We start from the raw sequence: 20080 nt of genomic DNA, 5'->3' as shown, positions 1-20080 counted from the left end.
CTGATCCGTGATCTTGCATGAAGAGAGCAGATGGTGCGATCGATCGATCCGAGGCGTGTGACACTCCGTCAGTTCCAATGGCCATCACAGGCCGCTGCCTTGTTGGGAACACACACCGCGGAAACCATCTTGGCCAGCGGTCACGTGCGACCGCACCGAAAGGCCGGACATATGGAAGCAAGCGATCCGATCAAATTTTCCGTTCAGCCCTTGCAAGAGGGAGCCGTCCACATATGGAACTGGGAGAGCTTCCCAGACTATCTGAAATCCCTGGAAGCGCGCGCATGGGACGCCGACGTCGGCGCCTATATTCCCCATTCCCCCCTGCGGGTCTATGCGATGGGCCAGCGCGGGCTGGATCGCGAGCCGGCGACGGCGGCGGATGTGGCGCGGATGGCGCAACTGGTGGCGGAGGGGATGGCGGCCGGGGCGCTTGGCTTTGCCACATCCCGTTCGCTGGTGCACCGGCGCGGTGACGGGGCGTTCATCCCGTCCTTTCAAGCGGACAGCGACGAACTGGTGGCGATCGCCCGATCGGTCGGGGATGCGGGGCGCGGCGTGCTGCAGATGATCCCCAATCTCGATACCGCCGACTGGGCCAGCGATCTCGACCTCATGAAGCGCATGACCAGCACGTCGGGGCGTCCGCTGACCTATTCGCTCGCCCAATGGTCGACCGATCCGCAGGGCTGGCGGCGCACCATGGATGCGCTGGCCGAACATAATCGCAGCGGCGCGGCGCCAGTGCTGGCGCAGGTTTTCCCCCGGCCGATGGGCGCGATGTGCGGGTTGTCGACGTCGGCCAACGCGTTCAGCCATTGTGCAAGCTATCGTGCGATCGCCGACCGGCCGCTGGCGGAAAAGGTCGCCATCATGCGCGATCCCGCCTTCCGCGCCCGGCTGATCGCGGAGGAGCCCGACGAGACGCCGACGCCGCTGCATCGCTTGCTGCGGACATGGGACAATATCTATCCGCTGGGAGCCGAGCCCGATTATGAGCCGTCACCCGACCAGAGCATCGCCGCGCTGGCCGGACAGCGCGGCGTCAGCCCGGTCGAACTGGTCTATGATCTGATGCTGGAGCAGGATGGCCATGCGCTGATCCTGATGCCCTTTTCCAACTATGCGGAAAGGTCGCTCAACCCTGCCCTGGCCATGATGCGCGATCCCTACAGCATCGTGGGACTGGGCGACGGCGGCGCGCATTATGGCATCATCTGCGATGCCAGCTATCCGACCACGATGCTGGCCTATTGGACCCGCGATCGGGCTGGCGAGCAACTAACGATCCCGGCGGCGGTCAAGGCGCTGAGCGCGGACAATGCCGACTTCCTGGGATTGCGGGACCGGGGGCGGCTGAAGCCGGGATTGAAGGCCGACATCAACCTGATCGATCATGGCGCGCTGCACTTGCATGCCCCCCATGTCGTGCATGATCTGCCCGGCGGCGGGCGCCGTCTGGCGCAGCAGGCCACCGGTTATCGCGCCACGATGGTCAGCGGGGTCATCACCCGGCGGGACGGCGCCGATACCGGCGCGCGTCCCGGAAGGCTCATCCGCGCCGCCTGATCAAGCGCGCGGCCGGATGTTTGTGCCGCCCGTCAGCCCATGGCGGATGAAGGGTGAGGCGAGGAAATCATGCGGAAAGCCGAGCGGCGTGCGACTTACCGCGTCCAGCCGTTCCAGCTGCGCGGGCTCCAGCCTGACGCCAAGCGCGGCGACATTGTCTTCATATTGCCGCATCGTCCGCGCGCCCAGCAGCGGAGAGACGACTGCCGGATTGGCAAGGGTCCAGGCGATCGCCACTTGCGCCGAGGTGACGCCCATCTCGTCGGCGACGGCCTTCACCGCGTCCGCAATGGCCACCACGCGCGCATCGAGGCGGCCTGCCGCTTCGAGCAGGGAGCCACGGCCGCCAGCCTCGCCGGCATGGGCGCTGCCACCCGTCGCATATTTGCCCGACAACATGCCGCTCGCCAGCGGTGACCAGGGCATGACGCCGATACCCAGCGCCTTGGCGGCGGGGATAAGGTCGCGCTCGGCCGTGCGCTCAACCAGATTATATTCGGACTGCAAGGCCACCAGCTGGCTCCAGCCACGCAATTCCGCCAGGGTCTGCAACCGGGCCATCTGCCAGGCGGGAGTGTCCGACAGGCCAAGATAGAGGATTTTGCCCTGCCGCACCAAGTCGTCGAACGCGCGCAAAATCTCGTCCGCAGGCGTCATATCGTCCCAGACATGCAGGAAGAACAGGTCGATCCGATCCGTCTTCAGCCGCTTGAGGCTCGTTTCCACCGTCTGCACCATGTTTCGGCGGCTGTTGCCAGCGGCATTGGGATCGCCGACTGAGCGGGTCAGCGAATATTTGGTGGAAAGAACCAGCCGTTCGCGCTTCGCCTCCGCGAACTTGCCCGTCAATATCTCCGATGCGCCGTCGGCATAATAGCCAGCCGTGTCGATGAAGTTGCCGCCCTGGTCGACATAGCTGTCGAAGATAAGGCGGGATTCCTGCTCGTCGGCGCCCCATTCTTCGCCAAAGGTCATGGTTCCGAGCGTCAGCGGAGAAACGCGCAGGCCCGAGCGGCCGAGCAGGCGATAGCTGTCGAGCGACAGCGCCTGAAGAGTCGTCTGTGTCATGATCTGGTTCAATCTTTCGCTGCTTCCGTGACGACCCAGTGCATCATCTTGTGCACGGGCCATCCCCCATCGTGCGGCAGGCCGCCGAATTTTCCGGTGTTGATGTTGCCGAGGCCGACGATGCGCTGGGCGCCCGCCGAGGCAAGCCCGTCGCGCACCTCGGCGATGCGGGAGGGGGGATAGACGCCGACCGACTGGGTCGCGACGGTGACATGCTGGATCGCGTCCGCAAGCCGATCGACGGTGACGACATTGACGAGCTTGCCGCCCGGATTGAACGACACCGGTTCGCTGGAGCGGATAACCATGCCCCGGCCGTCGGGCCGCCCGAACAGGCGATAGATGGGCTCCAGATTGCCCAGCATGTTCAGTTCCTCGATCAGCATGGCGGGGGGCAGCGGGCCGTCGGGTCCCGCGCCATAGCGGATGTCCTGGCCCATCGCCTCCACCAGCGCTTCGCAATAGCGGTCGACCTGATCGTCCGATCCCTCGATGAACTGGAAGCGAGCGCAACTGCACGCATCCTGGTTGAAGGCGATGATGTCGGCCGCGCTTCTTTCGGCGACGGTCGCGAGGGGGATGCCGTCAAAGGCTTCGCGACCGATCAGCGAGATGGACACCTTCGGATCGAAGGACATGATCTCGAAGCCCGGCGCGGCATATTGCATGGCATGGCGCACCGCCGCCTCGCCGCCCCAGACGGCGAGCTTGTCGAAATATTGCGAGCGCAGGATGTGATTTTCGATGCTGGCATCCCCGCCGCGCCAGTAAGCGGCGGAAAAGGACCGCGTCACCGGATGGTTGGGGCCGACATCGGCCATAGTCCGCAAAAGGGCGGTCGCGGTGAACATGTCGTTGGACGGCATTTTCAGCAGGTGGACGCCCTTGCTGATCGCCCCTCGGACGATCGTGACCGGCGGCACGATCGGGGCGTTGCCGGCCAGAACATGCACCATGCGCGGCGGGAAGGCGCGGATGTCGAAGGCCGTGCCCTGAATGTCGCGTCGCCCCCATCCATCCAGCAGGTCAAGCGATCCCAGCGACTGTTCAGCCTCCGCCTCGACCGCGTCGCGGGCGAAGAACCAGGCGATGTCGCGGTAGCAATTCTCAAGGATGCGCGCTCCCAGGCTGTTACAGCGCAGATTATAGGCGGCGGCCTCCTGAAGATGGATATTCCGGTCGAAATCGAGCGCCTTGCCGACCTCGACGAGAAAATCCACGATCTCCGCAAGCGGCGTGTCGAAGGCGGGACCGGGCTGACTTCGCGGCCAGATCAGCGAGTCCAGATCGATCGACGGGGTCATGACCGTCGAGCCGCTGGCCCGCGACCGGTGCTCCACGGCGGCGTCGAGTTGAACCGCGCCCTTGATCACATGGGGAACGAGCAGCCGATCATTGTCGGCGATGATTTCATGCAGCATGTCTGCCTCCTGTCGTTCAGGCCGCGACCGGCTGCGGTGCGGTGATCGATCCGCGCACATAGGAATCGATCGATCCAGCGCAGCTGAGCTTGTCCTCCCCCTCTTCCAGATCGGCGTAGCGGGCGATGGCATGGACGACCGGCGTCTTCACGCCTTCCAGGCCGGACCCGAATTCCACCTGCACCTTGTCGCCGGAGATGATGCCGCCCCACCGGCCGTCCGCCAATATGTCGAAGAACGCCATGCGGCCTTCGACCCGGCCCGCATCCTTGGTCGTGCCCAGCAGCGTTTCGCCCGGCTTGTCGAGGATGAGGGGAATGATCCAGGGCGGCACCGCATAGGATTCGGTCGGCTGGATCTTGGCGCAGAAGCCGCTCATTTCGACCATCGCATAGGAACTGGTTATGCGGTCCGGCGTGACGCCGAAAAATCCCATAATCTGTTCCTTATAGTCGGCTGGGACCGCTGCCCCCTTGGTGCCGCCGCCAAAGCTCATCAGCGTGTCGGGGTGGAAATCGCCATCCTTAATCCCGCGCGCGCGCAGGGCGTGCACGATCTGCCAGGCGACGCCATACATGACGCCGATATAGAGCGGGCGATCCCGGCGGCTGACAAGCAGGTCCATCCATGCGTCGAACTCGCCTGCCCGCGCCTGCTGGCGGGCTTCGACCTCCGCCTCGTAGGCGGCGACCTCGCCGGGACCGACCCTGCCGGCCGCGAGCAGGCGGCGCAGCTGCGCGGGACGCATGGCGTCGAAGGCGCGCATCGGATAGTCGCTCAGGCGATGAAATTCGCCCGGCGCCGCCCAGCGCGGGAAATGGACGTTGCAGAAGTCGATCATCTTGTGGGTGCCGCGCGGCGGCATCATGGTGAAGACCGAACGGCTATGATCGGGGACATAGGCCGGCGTCGACAGGTCGGCCGCCGCCAGACAAGCGGCGAGCAACAGGTCGCGGTCCTGCGTCGACTGGTTGAGGAAGGAGGATTTGCCCGACGTCCCACTCGACGCGAAGACATGGTGGCCCGCTGCCCTGGCGCGATCCAGCCATTCGTCGATGTCGCGCACGTCCGCAACGTCGATATTGTCGGTGGCATGGCTGCTCAGCGTACCGAGCCATATGTTCATATGCTTCCACTGGCCGTTGTCGACGAACGCTTCGGGATAGCTCTTATAGTTGGTGTGGGCGAACAGGAGCGGGACGAGGTCGGCCAGGCTGTCGATGCTGTCGACGCCAGCTTCCTTCGCCCGCTTGTCGAGCACCCTGATCTGCTGGCGGCGCTCCGCGAAGCGCTCCCGCGCCGCTTCCAGTTGCAGTTCGGCCAGATTGTCCGGGGCATTCCGGAACGGATCCGGTGATCGGGCAAGGGCTATCAGTTCGTCGACGGCGCTCATCAATGAAAACTCCTCTCAGCTTTGCCGCGAAGTATAGGCGACGCCCGATATTTGGCCGCTCGATTCACTGTTATGGGGAGGACATACTATTCTCAGAATGACCTTTCCGCCCGATGGCGTGCCGATCCCTCCATCAAAATCCAATGGCTATCTTTCGGCAGGGCAGAAGGGGACCGCCCCGCGCCATGATGCCCGCGCAACAGAGAAGCAGGGGGGTGACATGCCCGGTCCACTGGACGAAGCATTGGCGTTTTTTCGGGAAAGCGGCGGCTCGCGCGACGACATGCTGTCCGCCATGGAGCGCCGGTTTACGGCGGATACGCGTTGGGAAAATGTCGGCGTGGCGACGACTGTCGGGTTCGATGAGGCGAAGCAGTTCGTCGAGGGCTTTCTGGGCCGGATTCCTTTCGAACGCTGCGAGGTCGTGATCCATCATGCAGCGGCCGCGGGCCATGTCGTCCTGACCGAGCGCAGCGATATTTTCTACGGGCCGGACGGGCAGGAAATGCTCTCGCTGCGGCTGATGGGCGCGCTGGAAATGGACGGCCCCCATATCGTCGCCTGGCGCGACTATTTCGACACAAGCGGCTTTTGAAGGGGAATGGGGATGACCGATCGCAAGGCTGTCTGGGCGCAGATCGTCCCGATGCCGGGCGCCGATCTGTCGGCGCTGGCGCAGAGCTACGAAGCGGCGGGCGTGGAAGGGGTGTGGGCGCCCCAGATGTTCGGCGCGCCCTTCACGACATTGGCCGCCGTCGCCCCGGCCACGCAGCGCATCAAGCTGGGGACCGGCATCGCGCTGGCGTTCGTGCGCAGCCCGCTGGAAACCGCGTGCAGCGCCATCGACCTGGACCTCATCAGCAACGGCCGGGTGGTGCTGGGGCTGGGATCCAGCGCGCAGAGCCAGATCGAGGGATCGTTCGGCAGCGCCTATGGCAAGCCGCTCGCCCATATGCGCGAGATCGTGGGCATGATCCGCGCCATTGTCGCGCGCGGGCATACGGGGGAGCTCACAGAACTGGCGGGCGACTATCACCGCCTCGACCTCTCGCACTTCCGCCTGCTGCATAAGCCGGTGCGCGGCGACATTCCCATCGTCCTGCCGGCGGTGTTCCAGAAGGCCTGCGCGCAGGCGGCGGAAATTGCCGACGGGCTGCTCGGGCACCCGCTGTGGAACGATGCCTGGATCGAGCGGGAAGTGGCCGCCCAGATCAAGGCCGGGCTGGATCGGGTCGGGCGGGCACGCAAGGACTTCTCGCTCAACATTTCGATATTTACGGCGATTTCCGACGACAAGCGCGAGGCGATTGAGGATTGCCGAGGGACCGTGGCCTATTACAGCCAGTCACCCCAATATCTGCGCTATTTCGAGGAAATCGGTTTCGGCCGCGAGGCATCGGCGATCCAGGCCGCCTTCGCGCAGGGCGACATGGCGGGTATGGCGGCGGCATGCTCCGACGAGATGGTGGAAAGCATCGCCGTGGTTGGAACGGTTGATGAGGTGCGCAGCCGGGTCGCGCGGCGCGCCGCCCTGGCCGACGCGATTACGCCGGTGATCCCCCATTATGGCCTGTCGCCCGAAAAAAGCGCGATCTACACGCAGCGCATCGCGGAGACATTCTATGGCTGATCCCGCTGCTGTCGCGGCCATGGCGGGGGACGGGCTATACAACCGCCATTCGGGCCTGCAACAGGCCAATCTGCAATCCGCGCTTCCACTGCTGGAGGCGGCGGCGCGGGCCATTGGGGTCGGTTCTGTCGGTCCCGTCAGCATTGTCGATTATGGCGCGTCGCAAGGACGCAATTCGATGGCGCCGATGGCGACAGCTATCGATCTGGTTCGCGCGCACGACGCGCAGAGACCGGTGCAGGTCGTGCATACGGATCTGCCCTCGAATGATTTCACCTCGCTGTTCGGCCTGCTGGACCGGGATCCGGCGAGCTATCTGAACGGCCGACAGGGTGTCTTTCCATCCGCGATCGGCCGATCCTATTTCGATGCGATATTGCCGCCCGGCAGCGTCGACCTGGGCTGGTCCTCCAACGCGCTGCACTGGATGAGCTGCAATCCGGTCGATGTCGCGGATCATGGCTGGGCGATTTTCAGTCGGTCCGCACAGGCGCGTGCCGCCGTCGAGGCCGTGCTGGCGAAGGATTGGTTGGCCTTCCTGAAGGCGCGCGCTGTCGAATTGCGGCCGGGAGGACGCCTGATCTGTCAGTTCATGGGCAGGGGGCCCGACAGCCACGGCTTCGAATGGATGGCCGGAAATTTCTGGCAATCGATCGTCGACATGGAGGGCGAAGGACTACTCAGCGCCGATGAGACGCTAAGGATGACTGCGCCGTCGGCGGGGCGTTCACTCGATCAGATACGAGCGCCTTTCGATGCCGGCCTGGTGCCCGAACTGGAACTGGAGCATCTCGCCGCGATCCCGTCCCCTGATCCCTATTGGGATGCTTATCAGCGATCTGGCGATGCGGCCGAACTGGGGCGGCTGTGGGCAGCCATGATGGGCGCGGCCAACGGCCCCAACTTCCTGACGCGGGTCGATGCGTCCCGCGACCGGGACGCGTTGTTGGCCAGTCTGGTGCAGCGGGTCGCGACCCGTGTCGAGGCCGATCCTCAGCGCAGCCGTGCCTTTATCCTGATCCTGTCGATCAGGAAGCGTGATCTGCGCTGATGCCAACGTGCAGCAGCCGATCATGAATTAACAAGCGAGAGGAAGCAGAATGACCCGCCTTGCCAACAAGATTTGCATCATCACCGGCAGCGGGAGCGGCATCGGACGCGCCAGCGCGTTGATGTTCGCGCGGGAAGGCGCGACGGTGATCGTCGCGGACATTCGCGCCGAAGCTGCCGAGGCAACCGCGCAGGCCGTCGTCGACGCCGGCGGATCCGCGCGCGCGATGACCGTCGATGTCGGCGAACAGGGCGATCTGGAAAAGATGGTCAGCCAGACGATCGCGGATTTCGGCCGCATCGACGTGCTCTTCAACAACGCCTTGTACGTCAATCAGGACCACGCCATTCGCGACATGGATTTCCTGGCCTTCGATCCCGACATCTTCCTCGCCAATTTGAGGGTGAATGTATTGGGTGCCGTTCTGGCGAGCAAACTCGCGATTCCGCACATGCTGGAGCGCGGCGCGGGGTCGATCATCTCCACTTCATCGGGCAGTTCCATGGGCGGGGATATCACAGCCTATAGCTATGGATCGTCCAAAGCTGCGCTCAACTGGTTCGTGCAGGCGATCGCCGCCACCTACGGCAAACGGGGCATCCGCAGCAATGCGATACTACCCGGTCCGACGCAGACGCCTGCCAAGCTGCAATGGTCCACGCCCGAGATGGATCGGCTGTTTCTGGAGGTGCTCAACACGCCATTTATTGGGGAGCCGGAAGACATTGCCGCCATGGCGCTGTTCCTCGCGTCCGACGAGTCCCGCTACGTCAACGGCATGCTGTATCCGGTGGATGGCGGTCAGAGCTGCACCGTGCCGTTCATCAGCGTCACGCGGGCCTTGTCCCACGGATGAACGGCAAAATGAGCCAGGATGAAATCAGAAAATGGAGAGGATGATGAGCGCGGAACTGGAACGGAAGGTACGGGAATTTTGCGATGCCTGGGGCGATGGCAGCGATGCCAGCAGGCCCGACGTCGAGAAGATCCTGTCAATGATGGCGGAAGATGCCGATTGGCAGCTCTGGGTTCCCGGCGGTCCCGTGGTGAAGGGCAAGACGGCATTGCGCGCCGAGATCGAGCGGCAAATGGCCTTCGCCACGAACAACAAGTGCAATGAGGTGAACATCCTCTCCAACGACCGGATGGTGATGCAGGAGCGGTCCGATACCGCCATCATCATGGGACGGCCCTGTCCGCACCAAATGGTCGCCATCTATGAGTTTGACGACGCCGGGCTGATTTCGCGTTGGCGCGAATATCTCGATATGGCTGACCTCACGCGCAAGATGGGCATTGACGAGGCCGCGGCAGGCGGGACGGAAGTGCCGGCCTGATCGCGTCAGGTGCGAAACAGGGCGATCAGGACCAGGCAGGTCAGGATCGCCCAGCTCTGGAATCCCCAGAGCAGCCAGCGCGGCGCGTGCCGCAACTCCATAAACTCGCGGCCGACGAGCAGAACTTTCGTGAAGGCGATGACGAGGATGACGGAGCGAAGCAGAAAGGCATTGCCCAACGCCATCGTTTCGAATGACAGAAAGGTTGCGGCGATCAGCATCGCCCAGACCCATGTGATGCGGCTACGCCAGATCATGGCCATGAAACAGCTTTCCTAGAGCAGGTAGAGGAGGGCGAAGAGGATGATCCAGAGCAGGTCCACCAGATGCCAGAAGGCGCCGCTCCCCTCGATCAGGGCGACGCCCCCCTGCATCCGCCCGGCCCGGTCGAAGCGCGCCAAGGTGAAGCACAGCACGCCCAGCCCGATCAGCACATGCACTAGATGGATGCCGGTAAACATATAATAATAGATCGAAAAACTGTTGCTGTTGAGCGTGAAGCCCTGCGCGATCTTGGCCGAATATTCGAAGGCCTTGACGATCACGAAGCCGCTGCCGAGCAGGATCGCGCCCAGCAGCAACCGGCGCGCCCTGCCGTCGCCCCGGCGGACGGCCGCGACGGCCTGTGCTACGAACAGGCTGCTGGTCAACAACAGCAGCGTGTTGAGCAGGCCGAGGCGCCGGTCGAGCAGCGCCTGCGCACTTTCGAATAGCGCCAGTTCCTGCTGCCGGGCGAGCGCATAGGTGACGAAGAAGACGGCAAAGACGATGAGGTCGCCGCCGATGAACACCCATACGCCTTCCTCGCCCGGCACATGGCCGCGCGGAGACGAGGCAACCGCTTGCGATGCCGCCATTATTCGCCACCCAGCGCGTCGCGCTTGATCGCGCCGAGCATGGCGACAATCATCAGGTTGAACCAGATGCCGAACACGACGGCGGGCAACCAGAAGGCCAGGGCGCCATTCCAGGCGAAAGGTCCGGTCTTGAACAGGCCGATCGCCAGTCCGGGCAGCAGCAGCACGCCGGTCCACAGGTTCATATAGCCTAGCCAGCGCGGCAGGATGGGTTGCGCGCGGCGATCCCCCAGAATGACAAAGCCGGTCAGCAGCTTCTGCACGAAGGCAGGTACGGCGGGCATAACGAACAGCAGGAAGGCGATATCGCTCAGCGCGCTGACGACGGCGTCCGGCCGGTCGAGCCGATAGGCGGCCGCCGTGAAGATCAACCCGGCGAAGAACAGGGTAACGAAGCCGAAGGCCACGACCATCACGAAGGCCCAGGTCAAGGGCGCAATCGGCCCTTCGATCTTCTTCATGAAGGTGGCGATCGCGGCGAGGAAGGGGAAAAAGAGCACGGAAGAAGAGGCGATCAGGATGGCCCCCGCCAATATGCCGATCTGGTGGCTGCGATAATAAGCTGCCGCCTCTGCGGCCGGCATGGACGGGTCGAGCGGCGGGAACATGTGCGCGACCGGCCATATGCCAACAAACATCATCGTCCCGGCTATTGCGCCCATATAGGTACATAGCTTCATCGTCATGCTCTTGGTCGTCATGCGCTCTCCCCCTCCACTTTCTTGTACGAGCGGAGAGTGTGGAGCGATCGCGCCAGGGCCACCCGCCCATGGATAGGGTTCCTGACGGCGGTTGCGCCTGCACAAGAGCAATAGTCCGCGACGACCGTCGGCGAATTCGGCGGCATAGAAGCATCGGAGAGGGTGATGAGCGATATCGAAGCGAACAAGGCAGTGGCCCGCAGCTACATGCGGGCAGTGGAGGAGGGCGATGTCGAGACGATCGAGGCCCTTCAGCATCCCGATTGCCAGTGGTGGATATTGGGTCATGGCGACATGAGCCGGGCCGACTTCATCGCCAGCGTGAAGGGCGGACTGCTAAGCGCGCAGAAGCGCACGGCCGAGGTGATCGCGATCACCGCTGAGGGGGATCGGGTGGCTGTGGAAGTGCGGGGCGAAATGGTCTTTCCGGACCGGGTCTATCGCAACGACTATCATAATCTGCTGATCATCCGGAACGGGCAGATCGTATCCGGCAAGGAATATATGGACACCCGGGCCGTGGCCGAGGCCTTTTCCGCCGGGGAGGGTGGGCAGTGACGACGGCCGCGCCGCTCAACAATTATGACGATGCCGCGGTCGGCCGAATCACCGCCTTTGTCGAGCAACTGACCGGCGGCAAGGTCGTCGGGCTTGAACGCCTCGTCCGCTGGCGCCCCTCCTGGTTCGTCGACGTCGAAAGGGAAGGGACGGTCCGCCGCCTGCACCTGCGTGGCGATCGGGGCGGCGACGTATCGATCTTCCCTGACCTCAAGCGCGAGGCGGATGTTATCGCCGTGCTGCACGGCCAGGGGCTGCCGGTGCCGGAGATCTACGGCTATCTCGCCGATCCGCCCTGCATTGTGATGGAGGCGATCGAAGGAACGCGCGATTTTTCGGCGCTTGATGCTGCGACGAAAAGCGTTATCGGCCGCGTTTATATGCAGGCCGTCGCCGCGATGCACCGGTTGCCGGTCGAACCCTTCATGGCCGCGGGCGTGCATCGGCCCGAGGGCGCAGAGGCGATCGCGCTGGTCGGCCTGGATGCCTATATGCCGCATTATCGGCGGACGAAGAGTCGACCCGAGCCGTTGCTGGAATTCGTCATCGGCTGGCTGCGCCGCAATGTACCGCGGCACCGCGATCGCGCCAGCTTCATCCAGTTCGATTCGGGCCAATATCTGGTCGATCAGGGGGCGATGACCAAGCTCTACGATTTCGAATTTTCGATGATCGGCGATCCGCTGGTCGACATCGCCACCATGGGGATGCGCAACAGCTATGAGCCGCTGGGTGCGCCGCTGCCGGAACTGGTCCGCTATTATGAGGAAGCGACGGGCGAGCCGGTCAATCATGACGCGGTGGTTTTCCACGTTCTGCAATTCTCGCTGCTCGGCACGATGCAGTTCACCGGGACGGTCGGCAAGCCATGCCCCGGCGATCCGCATTCGGTCTATCTCATGTTCGATCTCGCGCTGCGCCGCTCCATCTTGCTGGCGCTGTCGCACCTGACCGGCGATGCGCTGCCCGAACTGCGGCCGCTGGAACAGCGCACGGGCGACAATGCGCCGCTTCTGGCCAAACTGGTCGATACGCTCGGGACGTTGCCGGTGACGGGGGAGGCGGCGGAAACGCACAAGGCGCAGGTCGCCGAACTGATCGAATGGGTACAGCGCGCCGACGATCATGGGGCGGACATGGTCGCGCGCAACATCGCCGATGTGTCCGCGCTTCTCGGCCGCGGCTTCGAGCGCTGGATCGACGCCGCCGAGGCGCTGGAAGCATATATCCTCAAAGCCGGGCCGGAGGAGGACGCCGCGCTCATCGCTGTGCTCGCGACCATCGAGGGACGGCGGCTGCAACTGTTCGGACCGACCGCGCTGGGCGAGGCCGCCCGCCATGTCGTCCTGCCGGCGACGCGCTTCGACTGAAGGGCGGTCACCCTCTGCCATGGGACAGGTCAGGCCCTGTCCCTAGTGGCGATGTCAATATTAAGGACAGGAGCAGGATATGAGCGAAAAGATAGTACTGGTGACAGGCGCGACGCGCGGGCTGGGGCGCGGCATGGCGCGGGGCCTGGCTTCGCGCGGTCATGTGGTGGCGATCACCGGACGCGACGAGGCGCAGCTTGACGCGGTCGTGGGAGAAATCGAACAGTCGGGCGGCAAGGGCATCCCGCTGTTATGCGAGCACCGGGATGATGATGCGGTCGAAAGAGCGTTCGCGCAACTGGCCGAGCGGACGGATGGCAGGCTGGACCTGCTCGTCAACAATGCCGCCGCCGTTTACGGCCTCGACCTGGTCGCGCCGGGCGGCTTCTGGGAAAAGCCGCTCAGGTTGGCGGACATGATCACCATCGGCCTGCGTTCCAGCTATGTCGCGGCGTATCATGCGGCGCCGTTGATGGTGGCGGCGGGCAGGGGGCTGATCGCCAGCATTTCCTTCTATGGCGCGGTATCCTATTTTCACGGGCCGGCCTATGGCGCGGCCAAGGCGGGAACGGACAAGATGACCGCCGACATGGCGGTCGATCTCGCGCCGCACGGCGTGTCCGTCGTGTCCTTCTGGCCGGGCTTCATCCTCACCGACGCGGTGAAAGCCATGCCGCCTGAAATGATCCCCGAAGACCTGCGCGCCGCCATGCCCCATTGGGAAACGCCGGAATTTTCGGGCCTGGTCCTGGATCGCCTGGCGCAGGACCCGGACCTTGCCGCCCTTTCGGGCCAGGCGCTGATCGGCGCGGAACTGGCGGAGCGGTACGGCATCAGGGACACGGACGGAAAGCAGCCCCTGTCCTATCGGGCGACGATGGGCGCGCCGACGTCTTTCGTGCCGCCCGTCCGGCAGGGCTGAGAGAACAAAAATCAGGAGAGGAAAGGCAAAAGCGATGATCGATGCCGTGCTGGTCGTGCTGACCAAAGCCGTTCCGGGCCGGGAGGCCGATATGGAGGATCAGTACAGCAACATCCATATTCGCGATGCGCTGCGCTTCCGGGGATCGGTCACGGCACGGCGTTTCCGACTTGCCGGAGAGCAACCCTGTCCGCCCGACGGCTTCGACTGGCAATATCTCGCCCTCTACGACGTATTCGATCCGGTGCGCTTCAGTCGCGAGCATCTGGACAATGCGCTGACGTCGCGGATGCAGGTATCGGGCGCCATTGATGACAGCCTGCTCTATGACTTTCATTATTATCCGCTGCTCTTTCAGGACAATGATCCGGACGTCGGGCATTCCGGCGGCGTCATCCTGGAGGAACTGAACCCGCGGACGACGACGATTTCAGACGATTTTATGCGGAAAACTATTTTCGTGAAGCGGCCGCTCGACCCGGCGTCAAATCGGCTGCTTTCCTGACCTTTCGCACCTTTGGCCAGATGATCCCGATGACGCCCGACCATCGCTATGTCGCGATCTACAGAATCAACGATCCGGCGGCGGCCCTGGAAGCGTGGCGAGGCGCCGACACCCTGCTGGCGACCAGCGGCCTGTCCCAGCCTGATGGGATACGCATCACTCAATGGGATCCTGCGACACCCCGCCTTACCAAGGACGATGTTCAGCATCCGACCGCCGTCGGCCTGGCGGAGGAGGAGCGCGCCCGCGCGCATATGGGAGATCGGGTACGCACGGGCGGCGCGGAAAAGCTGGCGATGCGCTGATCTGTCAGGCGATCGGGGGATGATCGACAATGGCGCGCATCCGGCAATAGGCCGGACGCGCCGTCATCCGCCCGACATAGGCGGCGATGCTCTTATGTCCTTCCACGTCGACGGACATGAACAATCGCGTGGTGGTGAAGGGAAAGGTCATCATGATGTCGGCCGCCGTGAACCGGTCGCCCGCCATATAGGGGGCATGCGTTAGCCGGTCGTCGACAAGTTTCAGAAGGCGCAATGAATGAGCCCGACCTGCGACGCGGGAGGGATGATCCTGCGCGATGCCTGCCCGTTCGGCCATGATCTCCGTCACCAGCGCAGGCATCAGGGAGGATTCGGCGAAATGGAACCAGAAAAGATAGTCAGCATAGTCCGGAGCGCCGGGATTGGCGCGGAGCGCACCGTTCCCCTGTGTCGTGGCGAGATAGTCCATGACCGCCCCGCTTTCGGCGATGCGTTGTCCGTCGGCCTCGATCACTGGCGAAGAACCCAGCGGATGCAAAGCCTTGTAGGCCGGCTCCGCCGCGAGTGTTTCCAGACGCGCATAGAAGTGAATATCATAGGGACACTCTACTTCCTCCATCAGCCAGACCGCACGTTCAGAGCGGGACCGGTCGAGTTGAAAGATGGTGACGCTCATGAAGGGCTCTCCGCTTGAGGAGCGCCATAGATGCGCGGTTTATCAATTCCGCCAAACCTATCTTTGTCTAGGTATCGCCGGGCACCTGCCGTGGCAGCGTCCCGCTGCGGCGGAAGCCCGATGGTGCCGCGCCCATGACAGACAGGAGAGAAGATGCCCATGACGGATTTATCGGGACGGGTCGCTATCGTCACCGGATCGGGGGCCAATATCGGGGAGGCCTGCGCACGGGCCTTGGCAAAGGCTGGCGCGACGGTGATCCTGGCGGATATTGCGGCTGAACGGGCAGAAGCCGTCGCCCGGTCTATTCAAGCGTCGGGCGGGCAGGCGCAGGGGATGGCGCTCGACCTCGCGCAGGAGGACAGCATCACGGCGCTGGTAGCAGATGTGATGCGGCAGCATCAGGGCATCGACATCCTCCACAACAATGCCGCCGACACGCGGCTGGAGCAGATGGCGGCCGATGGTTCGCTTCTCGATCTCGACGCCGCGACCTGGGATCGCGCCTTTCATGTCAATGCGCGGGGCACGATGCTGATGATCAAGGCGGTCGCGCCACACATGATTGCGGGCGGCGGCGGCTCAATCATCAACACCTCGACCGGGGTGGCGCTGACCGGCGACATCAACAATCCGTCCTATTCCGCGTCCAAGGCAGCCGTGAACGCGCTGACCCGCAATGCGGCGGTGCAGTTCGGCCGATTTAACGTCCGGGTCAACGCGGTCGCGCCGGGCCTCGTGCTCTCCCCGCTGGCCCGGGAGATGATGACCCCTGAGCAGATCGCCATGATCCAGCGGCATGTCCTGCTCCCGCGCGAGAGCGTGCCGGAGGATATTGCCGGTGCGGTGCTGTTCCTGGCGTCGGATAGCGCGGCCTTCATCACCGGGCAGGTGATCGGCGTGGATGGCGGGATCGTTCATCATACGCCCTATGTCGCCGATATGCTGGAAGGCATGAGCCGGGCGCACTGAGCAGATAGAGGGCAGGATGGGCATCTTCACGCATGTCTGCCTTGGCAGCAACGATCTGGAGCGGTCCGCCCATTTCTACGATGCGGTGCTTGCGCCGCTGGGGATCGTCAATCTCGGTCCGTTTCTGGATCAGGGCGTCGGCTATGGGCGACGGCTGCCCGAATTGCTGATCCTGCGCCCGCTGCACGGTCGGGCGACATGCAGCAATGGTGCGACCTTGGGATTGAAGGCGCCGGATCGCCGCGCGGTCGATGACTTTCATCGCGCGGGTCTGGCTTCGGGCGGCAAGGATGCCGGGCAGCCGGGGCCCCGCGGCGCCGTGCCCCACGCCTATGGCGCCTATCTGCTGGACCCCGACGGCAACAAGATCTGCGCCTATTGTTTCGATCCGTCCTAGGCGGTTAGGTATCGCTGGTTGGCGCTCAGCGTTTGTCACGTGGATATAAGGAAGCGAAATGGTGGGATCCTTGGTTGGTCGCGTAGCGATCGTGACGGGCGCGGCGCAGGGCATCGGCCTGGAGGTGGCGACCGTGCTGGCCGAGAGGGGGGCGACCGTGATCCTTTCCGACATATTGGCGGATCGGGTGGAAGCGGCGGCGCATTCGTTACGCGGCAAGAATCTCCGTGCCGAAGCGGAGACGTTCGACCTGACCGGCGAGGACAGCATTTCCGCTGCGGTTGCGCGGATCGCCGGCCGGCACGGGCGGATCGACATCCTCCACAATAATGCCGCCTATCAGACGACCGAGCAGCGCGGGCTCGATCGTGATGTTGTCCATCTCGACACCGGCGCCTGGGACAGGGCCTTTGCCGTCAATGCGCGAGGGCCGATGCTGCTGTGCAAACATGCGCTGCCCATTATGATCGCCGGGGGCGGCGGGTCGCTCATCCATTCCGCGTCCGGTTTCGGCCTGTTGGGGGAAATGACGCTGACGGCCTATGGCGCGTCCAAGGCGGCGCTCATCAACCTCAGCCGCTTCCTCGCGACCCAATATGGCAAGCAGGGCATCCGCTCCAATGTCATCGCCATCGGCTTCGTCCTCAGCGAGACGGCAGTCGAAACGACGCCGCAAGCGGTCAAGGATGTGCTGCTCGACCATCATCTCAACCCCGAGTTGGGCAGCCCGCGCGACATCGCCCATGTCGTCGCCTTCCTGGCGTCGGACGAGTCCCGCTTCATCAACGGCGCGCTGATCCCGGTGGACGGCGGCTTTACCGCCCACCAGCCTACGATGGTCGATTTCCAGCGGCTGTTCGCCGCATCGGGGAGCAATCAGTTGTAGTCGGTCAGCGCGCCGTCAAAGCAGCGCGTCGACAAGCTTTGCGGTTTCGAGATCCTCATAGGCGGTGGTCAGCCGCAGATGATTCATGACGTTGATCTCCCAGCCATAGTTGACAACGGGGGTCGTCAGCCAGCCGATATAGACGCCCCATATCAGGGTTCGCCGATATTCGGCCCAGGCATCGTCGAAGGCAGAAGGGCGTGCGACGCCTTCCTGCCCCAAGCGATCCAGATAATAGCCCAGAAGATCGCGCTCATGCGCCCGCCGGTCCGCAATGGAAAGGCCCGTGGTCACGATATAGTTGACGTCGTGCATCGCGTAGCCGCGCACCATGAGCTGCCAGTCGAGCAGGCCTGCCGTTCCGTCGGGCAGGCGGTAGCTGTTGCCGAGATGCGTGTCGCCATGCAGCAGCGTCTGGGGCAGGGTCGATTGATGTCGCTGAACCGCTTGCACACCCGCAAGCAGTTTGTCGGGCGTGGTGCGGAGCCGCTGCACCATTTCCCGTTTGAAATTTTCGGTCTCGACCTCATGCGCGATATAGGCGGGCGCGAGTTCGTTCATCATCGTTGCGACCGCGCCTTGGACATGGGTTTCGACCCAGGCCAGATCCGCGCCGAAGCGGGGTGATTCCCAGAAGCGCGCGTGCAGCCGGGCCAGCTGATCCAGCAAGGCCCGCACATCGTCCGGCCCGGTCCGCATGGTCGTGTTGGGGAAGGTCGCGCCCCGCACGCCCAGATCTTCGAGCAACAGCCCGAAATGCGTGGTGGAGGCACTGAAGTCGCCACCGAAACAGCGCGGCGCCTCGATCGCGAGTTCCGGCCGAATGCCCCGGTAGAAGCCCACTTCATTGGCGTAGAAGGGGGCCATGATCTCATCGACCGCCCGGGTCAGCTTGAGCACCAGGCGGTTGGGCAGGTCAGGGGCCGTGTCATCGCTATAGTCGACCTCAATCGCCACGCGCCCCGCCGTCGACACCATCTGCTCGCCATAGGTTTTGGCGTCGATGATGCGCATGTCGGTGACGGTTGCGCCCGTGCCCGCCGTGGCCAGTAGCTGATTGATATAATCGACGGTGATTCCGTCCGTGGATGTAGGATGTTTCAAGGCCATAAGCATACTCATCGGAACCGAAGGCTATCAGCTTGCCGGGACTATGACAGTGATGACCCTATCCAATTGCAGGTTCCTTGAACTGTGATGTGGCCAGTCTGATTGAAAAGGAGCCTGCGGGCTTTGATTCAGGAGAGAGCTATGCGTGAAGCTGCGTTGGAATTGCTCAACCGGACAATGGACGAGCAGTTGAAGCGATCCGAGCATCCCAGCGATTTTCCGGCCCTTCCTCCGATTCCAGCCGGGCGCTACACCGACCCGCATTTCGAAGCGCTGGAAAAGGACAGGCTTTGGAATCGCACCTGGCTGCTGGCCGGCATTGCATCCGACCTTCCCGCGCCCGGTTCCTACCGCCTGTTCCAGCACCTGGACCGGTCGGTCATTCTCACCCACGGCAAGGACGGTCAAATCCGCGCCTTTCACAATGCCTGCCGGCACCGCGGTTCCCCGCTTCTGCTTGAGTCACAGGGGCGCGCCATGCGCTTCATCTGCCCCTATCACGCCTGGGGCTACGACCTTGAAGGCACCCTCAAATCGGTTCCCAGCCAGCATGATTTCGCTTGTCTCGACAAGGCGGAAAACGGTCTGATCGAAGTGAAGTGCGATACCTATCGCGGCTTCATCTTCATCAATTTCGAGGACGACGCTGAGCCGTTGCAGAATTTCCTAGGGGAATTCGTGGCGCTGACGGAAGGATATCCGCTGGAGCGCATGGTGGTGAAGGATCATTTCTTCGTCGAAATGGCGTGCAACTGGAAAATCGCCTATCATAATTTCCTTGAGATCTATCATGTCAACACGGTCCATCCCACGACGCTGGCGCCGCATCTGGATTCGCGCAGTTTCGTGATCGCGCTTTATGAAGGCGGTCATATGCGGTTCGGAACGCGGAAGAAGGGCGGGGAGTCGCTGTTCAAGACCCCACCGGTCAAACCGGACGACATCGCGCCGGTATTTCTGGAAAATACGGTTGCGCTGCCGACCTTTCCCAACACATTTTTCTCGCTCGATCCGGTGGGGTTCAACCTGCAATGCTTTTGGCCGATGGGATCCGATCGGTCTGTCATGGAAGTGCGCCAGATGGGATGGGCGACAGACAGCGAGGAGGACAAGCTCTACTGGCAGGGGATGCGCACGGCGACCGAGCATATCCTGTCCGAGGATTTGTGCCTGTTCGAAAATATCCAGCAATCGCTGCGCAACGGGACGATCCCTTCGATCTGGGCCGGCTATCAGGAGCGCGCGCTTTACTGGTTTGAGGAGGAAATCGATCGGCGCATTGGGCCGGACCATGTGCCGGCCGACTTGCGCGTTCAGCCGCGCATCGCGTCCTTCATGGCGCCGCGCAGCGCCTGACAGCGCCTAAACGCCGCCGTTAAATCGATGCCCGT

General features: G+C 63.4%; 23 protein-coding genes. 15 read left to right on the top strand and 8 right to left on the bottom strand.

Annotated elements, in window-relative coordinates; translation table 11 throughout:
• Positions 1-171 precede the first annotated feature (171 nt).
• Positions 172-1569, top strand: coding sequence for an N-acyl-D-amino-acid deacylase family protein (locus AC07X9_RS17500; protein ID WP_017183056.1), 1398 nt, complete (start codon positions 172-174; stop codon positions 1567-1569).
• On the opposite strand, the gene AC07X9_RS17495 is transcribed toward AC07X9_RS17500, so the two are convergent.
• Genes AC07X9_RS17495 through AC07X9_RS17485 form a run of 3 tightly spaced genes read right to left on the bottom strand, consistent with a single transcriptional unit; the run spans position 1570 to position 5451 of the window.
• Positions 1570-2637, bottom strand: coding sequence for an aldo/keto reductase (locus AC07X9_RS17495; protein WP_254908159.1), 1068 nt, complete (start codon positions 2635-2637; stop codon positions 1570-1572).
• A gap of 8 nt (positions 2638-2645) precedes the next feature.
• Complete coding sequence (locus AC07X9_RS17490; RefSeq protein ID WP_017183054.1) at positions 2646-4058, bottom strand: acyl-CoA reductase; 1413 nt, start codon at positions 4056-4058, stop codon at positions 2646-2648.
• A gap of 16 nt (positions 4059-4074) precedes the next feature.
• On the bottom strand, positions 4075-5451 hold the full coding sequence (locus AC07X9_RS17485) for a hypothetical protein (RefSeq protein ID WP_017183053.1): 1377 nt from the start codon (positions 5449-5451) through the stop codon (positions 4075-4077).
• A 97-nt stretch (positions 5452-5548) separates the two neighbouring features.
• Here AC07X9_RS17485 and AC07X9_RS17480 point away from each other — a divergent pair, with 97 nt between their 5' ends.
• From AC07X9_RS17480 to AC07X9_RS17460, 5 genes are read left to right on the top strand one after another with little or no spacing between them, the layout of a single operon-like run.
• Positions 5549-6046 (top strand): limonene-1,2-epoxide hydrolase family protein, encoded by a 498-nt coding sequence (locus tag AC07X9_RS17480; RefSeq protein ID WP_017183052.1) that lies wholly within the window; start codon positions 5549-5551, stop codon positions 6044-6046.
• Positions 6047-6058: 12 nt separating this feature from the next.
• Positions 6059-7081, top strand: a complete 1023-nt coding sequence (locus AC07X9_RS17475) for an LLM class flavin-dependent oxidoreductase (protein WP_017183051.1) — start codon at positions 6059-6061, stop codon at positions 7079-7081.
• Entirely contained in the window at positions 7074-8132 is a 1059-nt protein-coding gene (locus AC07X9_RS17470) for a class I SAM-dependent methyltransferase (RefSeq protein WP_017183050.1), read from the top strand. Before AC07X9_RS17475 ends, AC07X9_RS17470 begins: the two co-directional genes overlap by 8 nt.
• Positions 8133-8181: 49 nt before the next feature.
• The gene (locus AC07X9_RS17465) at positions 8182-8988 is read left to right on the top strand and encodes an SDR family NAD(P)-dependent oxidoreductase (RefSeq protein ID WP_017183049.1); all 807 of its coding nucleotides are present in this window, start codon (positions 8182-8184) and stop codon (positions 8986-8988) included.
• 31 nt (positions 8989-9019) lie between these two features.
• Entirely contained in the window at positions 9020-9469 is a 450-nt protein-coding gene (locus AC07X9_RS17460) for a nuclear transport factor 2 family protein (protein WP_254908161.1), read from the top strand.
• A 5-nt stretch (positions 9470-9474) separates the two neighbouring features.
• Here AC07X9_RS17460 and AC07X9_RS17455 read toward each other — a convergent pair whose 3' ends face one another.
• From AC07X9_RS17455 to AC07X9_RS17445, 3 genes are read right to left on the bottom strand one after another with little or no spacing between them, the layout of a single operon-like run.
• Entirely contained in the window at positions 9475-9732 is a 258-nt protein-coding gene (locus AC07X9_RS17455) for a cytochrome C oxidase subunit IV family protein (RefSeq protein ID WP_017183047.1), read from the bottom strand.
• 12 nt (positions 9733-9744) lie between these two features.
• Entirely contained in the window at positions 9745-10326 is a 582-nt protein-coding gene (locus AC07X9_RS17450) for a cytochrome c oxidase subunit 3 (RefSeq protein ID WP_017183046.1), read from the bottom strand.
• Complete coding sequence (locus AC07X9_RS17445) at positions 10326-11027, bottom strand: hypothetical protein (RefSeq protein ID WP_017183045.1); 702 nt, start codon at positions 11025-11027, stop codon at positions 10326-10328. Before AC07X9_RS17445 ends, AC07X9_RS17450 begins: the two co-directional genes overlap by 1 nt.
• A gap of 165 nt (positions 11028-11192) precedes the next feature.
• Here AC07X9_RS17445 and AC07X9_RS17440 point away from each other — a divergent pair, with 165 nt between their 5' ends.
• The 5 genes from AC07X9_RS17440 (at position 11193) to AC07X9_RS17420 (ending at position 14687) form a co-directional block, all read left to right on the top strand.
• Positions 11193-11585: a nuclear transport factor 2 family protein gene (locus tag AC07X9_RS17440; RefSeq protein WP_017183044.1), complete on the top strand. Its 393-nt coding sequence runs from the start codon at positions 11193-11195 to the stop codon at positions 11583-11585.
• Positions 11582-12955 carry a phosphotransferase gene (locus AC07X9_RS17435; RefSeq protein WP_017183043.1) on the top strand — a complete coding sequence of 458 codons (1374 nt, stop codon included), beginning with the start codon at positions 11582-11584 and terminating at the stop codon, positions 12953-12955. Before AC07X9_RS17440 ends, AC07X9_RS17435 begins: the two co-directional genes overlap by 4 nt.
• Positions 12956-13034: 79 nt before the next feature.
• Entirely contained in the window at positions 13035-13877 is an 843-nt protein-coding gene (locus tag AC07X9_RS17430; RefSeq protein ID WP_017183042.1) for an SDR family NAD(P)-dependent oxidoreductase, read from the top strand.
• Between the two features lie 34 nt (positions 13878-13911).
• The gene (locus tag AC07X9_RS17425) at positions 13912-14382 is read left to right on the top strand and encodes a hypothetical protein (protein ID WP_017183041.1); all 471 of its coding nucleotides are present in this window, start codon (positions 13912-13914) and stop codon (positions 14380-14382) included.
• A gap of 29 nt (positions 14383-14411) precedes the next feature.
• A complete protein-coding gene (locus AC07X9_RS17420) occupies positions 14412-14687 on the top strand; it encodes a hypothetical protein (RefSeq protein ID WP_241763639.1) in 276 nt (91 codons plus the stop codon).
• A gap of 4 nt (positions 14688-14691) precedes the next feature.
• Here the strand turns inward: AC07X9_RS17420 and AC07X9_RS17415 are convergent, their stop codons facing one another.
• Positions 14692-15324: a glutathione S-transferase family protein gene (locus AC07X9_RS17415; protein WP_017183039.1), complete on the bottom strand. Its 633-nt coding sequence runs from the start codon at positions 15322-15324 to the stop codon at positions 14692-14694.
• A 159-nt stretch (positions 15325-15483) separates the two neighbouring features.
• Between AC07X9_RS17415 and AC07X9_RS17410 the strand changes: the two genes are divergently transcribed.
• Genes AC07X9_RS17410 through AC07X9_RS17400 form a run of 3 tightly spaced genes read left to right on the top strand, consistent with a single transcriptional unit; the run spans position 15484 to position 17579 of the window.
• Entirely contained in the window at positions 15484-16296 is an 813-nt protein-coding gene (locus AC07X9_RS17410; RefSeq protein ID WP_241763638.1) for an SDR family NAD(P)-dependent oxidoreductase, read from the top strand.
• A 16-nt stretch (positions 16297-16312) separates the two neighbouring features.
• Positions 16313-16693, top strand: coding sequence for a VOC family protein (locus tag AC07X9_RS17405; RefSeq protein WP_017183037.1), 381 nt, complete (start codon positions 16313-16315; stop codon positions 16691-16693).
• A 58-nt stretch (positions 16694-16751) separates the two neighbouring features.
• Positions 16752-17579, top strand: a complete 828-nt coding sequence (locus tag AC07X9_RS17400; RefSeq protein ID WP_017183036.1) for an SDR family NAD(P)-dependent oxidoreductase — start codon at positions 16752-16754, stop codon at positions 17577-17579.
• A gap of 15 nt (positions 17580-17594) precedes the next feature.
• Here the strand turns inward: AC07X9_RS17400 and AC07X9_RS17395 are convergent, their stop codons facing one another.
• Complete coding sequence (locus AC07X9_RS17395; protein WP_017183035.1) at positions 17595-18689, bottom strand: phosphotransferase; 1095 nt, start codon at positions 18687-18689, stop codon at positions 17595-17597.
• Positions 18690-18830: 141 nt separating this feature from the next.
• Here AC07X9_RS17395 and AC07X9_RS17390 point away from each other — a divergent pair, with 141 nt between their 5' ends.
• Positions 18831-20045, top strand: coding sequence for an aromatic ring-hydroxylating oxygenase subunit alpha (locus AC07X9_RS17390; RefSeq protein WP_017183034.1), 1215 nt, complete (start codon positions 18831-18833; stop codon positions 20043-20045).
• Positions 20046-20080 lie beyond the last annotated feature (35 nt).

The organism is Sphingobium sp. GW456-12-10-14-TSB1, assembly GCF_059424385.1.
Note: the sequence above shows the minus strand (reverse complement) of the source record. Positions and strands in the feature narration are given on the sequence as shown.

Coding starts and splice junctions, on each gene's coding strand:
- AC07X9_RS17500 (WP_017183056.1), top strand. CDS start 172: ATGGAAGCAAGCGATCCGATCAAATTTTCCGTTCAGCCCTTGCAAGAG.
- AC07X9_RS17495 (WP_254908159.1), bottom strand. CDS start 2,637: ATGACACAGACGACTCTTCAGGCGCTGTCGCTCGACAGCTATCGCCTG.
- AC07X9_RS17490 (WP_017183054.1), bottom strand. CDS start 4,058: ATGCTGCATGAAATCATCGCCGACAATGATCGGCTGCTCGTTCCCCAT.
- AC07X9_RS17485 (WP_017183053.1), bottom strand. CDS start 5,451: ATGAGCGCCGTCGACGAACTGATAGCCCTTGCCCGATCACCGGATCCG.
- AC07X9_RS17480 (WP_017183052.1), top strand. CDS start 5,549: ATGACCTTTCCGCCCGATGGCGTGCCGATCCCTCCATCAAAATCCAAT.
- AC07X9_RS17475 (WP_017183051.1), top strand. CDS start 6,059: ATGACCGATCGCAAGGCTGTCTGGGCGCAGATCGTCCCGATGCCGGGC.
- AC07X9_RS17470 (WP_017183050.1), top strand. CDS start 7,074: ATGGCTGATCCCGCTGCTGTCGCGGCCATGGCGGGGGACGGGCTATAC.
- AC07X9_RS17465 (WP_017183049.1), top strand. CDS start 8,182: ATGACCCGCCTTGCCAACAAGATTTGCATCATCACCGGCAGCGGGAGC.
- AC07X9_RS17460 (WP_254908161.1), top strand. CDS start 9,020: ATGGAGAGGATGATGAGCGCGGAACTGGAACGGAAGGTACGGGAATTT.
- AC07X9_RS17455 (WP_017183047.1), bottom strand. CDS start 9,732: ATGGCCATGATCTGGCGTAGCCGCATCACATGGGTCTGGGCGATGCTG.
- AC07X9_RS17450 (WP_017183046.1), bottom strand. CDS start 10,326: ATGGCGGCATCGCAAGCGGTTGCCTCGTCTCCGCGCGGCCATGTGCCG.
- AC07X9_RS17445 (WP_017183045.1), bottom strand. CDS start 11,027: ATGACGACCAAGAGCATGACGATGAAGCTATGTACCTATATGGGCGCA.
- AC07X9_RS17440 (WP_017183044.1), top strand. CDS start 11,193: ATGAGCGATATCGAAGCGAACAAGGCAGTGGCCCGCAGCTACATGCGG.
- AC07X9_RS17430 (WP_017183042.1), top strand. CDS start 13,035: ATGAGCGAAAAGATAGTACTGGTGACAGGCGCGACGCGCGGGCTGGGG.
- AC07X9_RS17425 (WP_017183041.1), top strand. CDS start 13,912: ATGATCGATGCCGTGCTGGTCGTGCTGACCAAAGCCGTTCCGGGCCGG.
- AC07X9_RS17420 (WP_241763639.1), top strand. CDS start 14,412: ATGACGCCCGACCATCGCTATGTCGCGATCTACAGAATCAACGATCCG.
- AC07X9_RS17415 (WP_017183039.1), bottom strand. CDS start 15,324: ATGAGCGTCACCATCTTTCAACTCGACCGGTCCCGCTCTGAACGTGCG.
- AC07X9_RS17410 (WP_241763638.1), top strand. CDS start 15,484: ATGACGGATTTATCGGGACGGGTCGCTATCGTCACCGGATCGGGGGCC.
- AC07X9_RS17405 (WP_017183037.1), top strand. CDS start 16,313: ATGGGCATCTTCACGCATGTCTGCCTTGGCAGCAACGATCTGGAGCGG.
- AC07X9_RS17400 (WP_017183036.1), top strand. CDS start 16,752: ATGGTGGGATCCTTGGTTGGTCGCGTAGCGATCGTGACGGGCGCGGCG.
- AC07X9_RS17395 (WP_017183035.1), bottom strand. CDS start 18,689: ATGGCCTTGAAACATCCTACATCCACGGACGGAATCACCGTCGATTAT.
- AC07X9_RS17390 (WP_017183034.1), top strand. CDS start 18,831: ATGCGTGAAGCTGCGTTGGAATTGCTCAACCGGACAATGGACGAGCAG.